Origin of the sequence: Desulfosarcina sp., from assembly GCF_041551955.1 — a bacterium.
Taxonomy (GTDB): Bacteria; Desulfobacterota; Desulfobacteria; order Desulfobacterales; family Desulfosarcinaceae; genus Desulfosarcina.
Genome location: NZ_JBFELV010000408.1, coordinates 1 through 4,664, shown reverse-complemented (window position 1 = coordinate 4,664; position 4,664 = coordinate 1). Strand labels below are relative to the sequence as shown.

Sequence of the window (4,664 nt, the reverse complement as noted above, 5' to 3'; positions counted from 1 at the left end):
CACGGGGATGGCATCGATGAACGGTTGACCCACCTGGATGTCGCCGCCGAGGTGACCTTCGTTGGAGAACAGCCGATTGTTGCCGATCTCCAGGCCATGGGCGTAGCCGTTGACCACGATGGCGCCGCCGATGTCGGCACCGGTGATGGAAATGCCGTCGATGCGGGCACGGTCAGCCAGCAGGAAGGCGCCGGTGTCGACAGCCGGCTCGGTGCCCATCACTAGAATACCGGGGCCTTCGGACCGGGACAGCAAGTCCGGTTCGTTGTTGGCCGGGTCGAAACCGACGGTCTGGCCGGGCAACAGGTAGTTAGGGTTCGTGGTGACGATGTTGGTGACTTTGTCCCGCCAGGCCTGGAGTTTCTCTCCAGGCCGCTTGACCGCGTTGATGGTCACACTGGGAGCGCCCCAGCCCTGCAGCTTGACGGCCTTGTACATGACCACCAGCTCTTCGTAGACCCCCGGGGCAACCAGGATCAGGTCGCCGGGGTTGGCGATGTCGATAGCATCCTGAATCGAGCCGCCCGCGCTGACCGAACGGACCATATTGGCTCCTGTCAGTGGACCGACCCTAACGGTCACACCCAGCGGGGAGGTTCTTTCAGGCACCCCTCCCTGAGCGGCCCGGGTCACATTGAGCTGGTAGACGCCCGGCGGGGTGGTGGAAAGCACGCGCAGCTGGATCAGATTAGCCCCCCAGGTTGCCACTTCGATGTCGGCACTGTTACCAAACTCATCGACCATGCTGACTTGGCCGCTGCTGCCAAAGTTGTAGAAGCGGGTAATGGTGAGCGGCTCCGCGCCGCCCAAGGTGTAGGCCGGGTTGCTGACCTCCTGCTGGCCCCAGGCGGTGATCGTCAGGATCTTGTTGCCTGTAGCCACTTCCACATAGGGGCCGCCGCCATAAGCATTGGGTGCGTTGACCGAAAAGATTACCGGTGTGAAGTCGGGGAACTCACAGTCCAGGGGCCGGTCAGCCTTGGCCGCGAAAGCGGCGATGGGCAGCACCGGCGTGTCCAGATAGGTCGTCGTTCCGGGCATATATTGGAAGGTGTAGCAGAACTGGGAGTACTGCCGCTTGAAATAGGGGTCGATGTCGAAAACACCCGGGGATGTCTCGATAGGTCCCGGATCGTTCATGCGGGCGATCAGCATGTTGGGCGACATCCCGCTGGGACTGGGGATGTTGGTGGTGAAGGTCGAAGGCACCAGCCCGTCGTAGTTGCCATACTGGTCGGAATACAAGCGCGTGATCGGGTTGCCGTCGTAGTCGTAAATGCCCACCGGCACCCAGGGCGGCGCGTGTTTTTCGCCGAAGTTGGGGTTGTTGGGGTCGAACTCGTTGGCCAAGTCGTCGAGGATAAAGCCTCTCAAGTGTCCCGCCACGGGGGCGTCGGTGAAGACGAAGAAATCCGCGGGGGTGTTCTGGCCTGCCGACACAGTGACCATTTTGCGGTCACAGTCCGGTATCATGACCGGACCTGCACTCCAGGGTTGGACGAACTCGTTGGAATCCGGATCGTAGAAGGGATGCACGACTTCGCCGGGGAAAAGCGCCAGGAACTGGGGCACCGGATAGAGGTCACCCACGCAGTCCGGCGGGAAGGCCGCCGGGGCGATGTAATCTTCGCCGAAGTCCACGTTCTTGTCCTGGGCGCGTCCGATCTTGTAGCCCTGGGGCGGCATGGCTTCGACGATGTAGCGGCCGGGGGGCAACCCGCCGTTGTTCTCGAAAAGCGGATCTCCGCCGGGGTCAACCTGGAAGCCGGGGAATGCGTAGCCGCCGTCGTAAACCGCGTCGCGCACCTGGTTGAAGTTGCGCAGGCCGTCATAGCATTTGGTACCCAAGCCCAAGGGGTCGAGCGGGTCATCGTTGGGGCAGCCGGTGGGGACGCTGTCATCCCAGCTGTCGGAGGCGGCCGCATCCATGGCGTCGCCCAAATCCCAGATCCCGTCACTACCGCTGCGCTCGATGTCCTCAGCACCCATCGGGCCGCCGTCGGCCCAGCCAAAGGGAAAATGGTCCACGTCGGCCAGCTGGATGCCGGCCACACCGTTGATATCAGCAATGCCTTCGGTCGTGGCATCATACTGGTAAATGGCCACTGGCACCCGCGGCACACCCGGCTGCCACTCTTCGGCAACGTTGTCCACCGGGTTGCCTTCCGCCCGGGTAACGTCGTAGGAGACAACGCCGCTGACACCGCCGTTTTCGCCGAGGCTGGTGTCGTAGTTGGCTTTACCGAAGTAGATGACGTTGGTCTGGCCCAAGAAACCCTGAAAGCCCTGGAGGATCGCTTCGCCCTGGACGGTACGGTAGGGTAACCCAGCGTTATCGGGCTGGGGCTGAGGGTTCAGACGATCGAAGGAAGGCGTGGTCCAGCCATCGTGCGGGGGGACTTCCCCGCCGGCATCCACTACCACCGTGGCGCCGGTGGCCCGCCTGGGGGCGGCGAAATCGGCCTCGGCCACCAGCCAGGCAAAGAAGGGAAAGACCTCGTCAAAGGCGTAGCTGCCATCGGGTTCGGTTTCACCGCCGTCATAGACGGAACCGTCCCGGAAGCGCAGGGTCACGAAGGAGGACTGGCCCGGCTCGGTGTCGTCCGGGAACCCGTCCTTGTTGGTATCGAAAAAGACCTTGCCGCGCAGGTGGGTGAACCAGTTGAAGGCGCCAACCTGGCCCATGTCCACATTGCTGTCCACGACGGTGACGGCCTGGGCGGCAAAGACCATGTCCAGGGGATCATCCCAGAAGACCACGGTATAGTTGCCCGGGGGCACATTGGGGATGGAAAAAACGGTGTTGCCGCCGGCATCGATGGTCGCGGGCCTGGCGTACAATCCACGGCCGGCGACGTCGTTCAATCCCACCCAGACATCCGGGAAAGCATGGCCTGGGAAAAAGGTGTAGACCGGCGGTCGGGACAGGTGCGTGCTGACCACGCTGCCGCTGATGGTAAAACTGCCGGCAAGGTCAGCAACACCGAACGGTTCGAGTCGATCCTGGCTGCCGTCCCATTCCTGGACAAAACCGAAGCTGGCGTGGTGCCCGGCCGGGCCGAATTCGGTGAAGTAAGGCGGCTCGTTGGCCTTGACCCACGCATCGATGGTGGGAGACCCCTCAAGGGTGCTGGTCTGCATCCACCCCGATCCGGCCGGCGGGCTGATCGTGATGCCGTATTTGGCCGGCGGCAGGTTCTTGACGACCACGACGCCGTTGGCGTTGGTCAACAAAACACCCGGGGTCTGTTCGGCGACAGGCAGGGCCGCATTGACCACCAGGTTGCCAAAGGCATCCTGGGTCACCGGGCCGCCGGATACGCCGAAACGCCCGCCGGCTTCAGCCAGGTTCACCTGGAAGCCCTCCAGGCCCACTTCCTGGGGCAGGTCCGGGGCGTTGTTGATCGGGTCGGTGTCCTGGAACACGAAAATCGAGATCTGTGCGGTGGGTATCGGCAGTGTATTGAGGCTGACGGCCACAGAGGTCTGGTTGGGGGGACCGGCTGGGATCGGCGCACCACCCAGGGCGTACATGCCGGTGGATTTGGGGATCACGGACACGAAATAGTGTTTCCCCGCTTCCGGCGTCCAGGCGGCCAGGGCTGCCTGATCGGCGGCAACGGCCGAGTCTCCGCTCATCACAACGGGCATGTAGCTGCGGTGAAAGTTCAATGCCAGGGCATCGACGCTGGCGTCACCCGGAACCGGGTGAAACGTGGCGTCCTCTTCGATGACATAGCGATAAGCAGTCACCGGTATACCGTTTGAACCGGTCACTGAAATCGAAAATGCCTGTGCATTGACGCACATGAATGCAAGTAAGATCGGGATGATCAGGGCGATGCACGCCTTGCGGATCCCTGTAAGTGTTAATGCAGTATTCGTTTGCATTCTGGTCCTCCTTTCGTGCGGGCCAAAGTTGAGTTGTGTACACGATCTATGTCTTTAAACGTGGGTCGTTAAACATGAAAAAAAATTGATGTTAACGGTTCAGTATTTTTTACCTGGCCGACGGCCATTGCTCAGGCAGTGGTCACATCGGATAGCAATTTGTTCAAATTGTCTTTCTGGCCATCCGTCAATCCGTTGAAGCAAACCCCGCAGAGTCGAACATTTGAACCACTAAACTTATCGTTTTCAGCCAGGCTGGCCACATCGTAAACCATTTCGCAGGTCAGGCCCGAGATCACTATCCGCTCTCGCTCGCCGGTGAAGATGTCGATCAGAGTCCACTGATTGCAAGTGGATTGGTCCGGTGGATAACTCAGCTGCAATCCGCTGACGCTGAGATCACGAAGGGTGCCCACCTTTCCCGAGCAATGATCCAAAACAAATACATCTTTTCCGGCCATCAGACGTCGAGGATAGTTGCGCCGCTCGGTTTTCATGGCCTTCCACATCCTTCCGCCATGCTGTGGTTGTCATTGACGTCTGTGTTTTCGTCTGCGAGTCATCCGGTCAGAATCAATGACCAGGAGTGGGCATCCTTATTAACTTGCATGCTGGCAAAAGCATACGGATCCGGGTGATTGAATTCTATTTTTTTCATGACCGCGGGGGAAGTCATGCTCGGCTTGAGTTCTGTTCAATAACCAATGAAATCCACGGCTCTTTTGGAAAAGTACCGAGCAATAGACATGCCATATTAATTTTACCAATAATTT

At 60.0% G+C, this 4,664-nt stretch carries 2 protein-coding genes; both read right to left on the bottom strand.

All coding sequences use genetic code 11. From position 1 onward, the window contains the following. Positions 1–3,891 (bottom strand): hypothetical protein (locus tag ABYV26_RS21265; RefSeq protein WP_372683366.1); only part of this gene is annotated, 3,891 nt, incomplete at its 3' end. Between the two features lie 131 nt (positions 3,892–4,022). Beyond that, the gene (locus ABYV26_RS21260) at positions 4,023–4,388 is read right to left on the bottom strand and encodes a PilZ domain-containing protein (RefSeq protein WP_372683365.1); all 366 of its coding nucleotides are present in this window, start codon (positions 4,386–4,388) and stop codon (positions 4,023–4,025) included. Between the last annotated feature and the right edge of the window lie 276 nt (positions 4,389–4,664).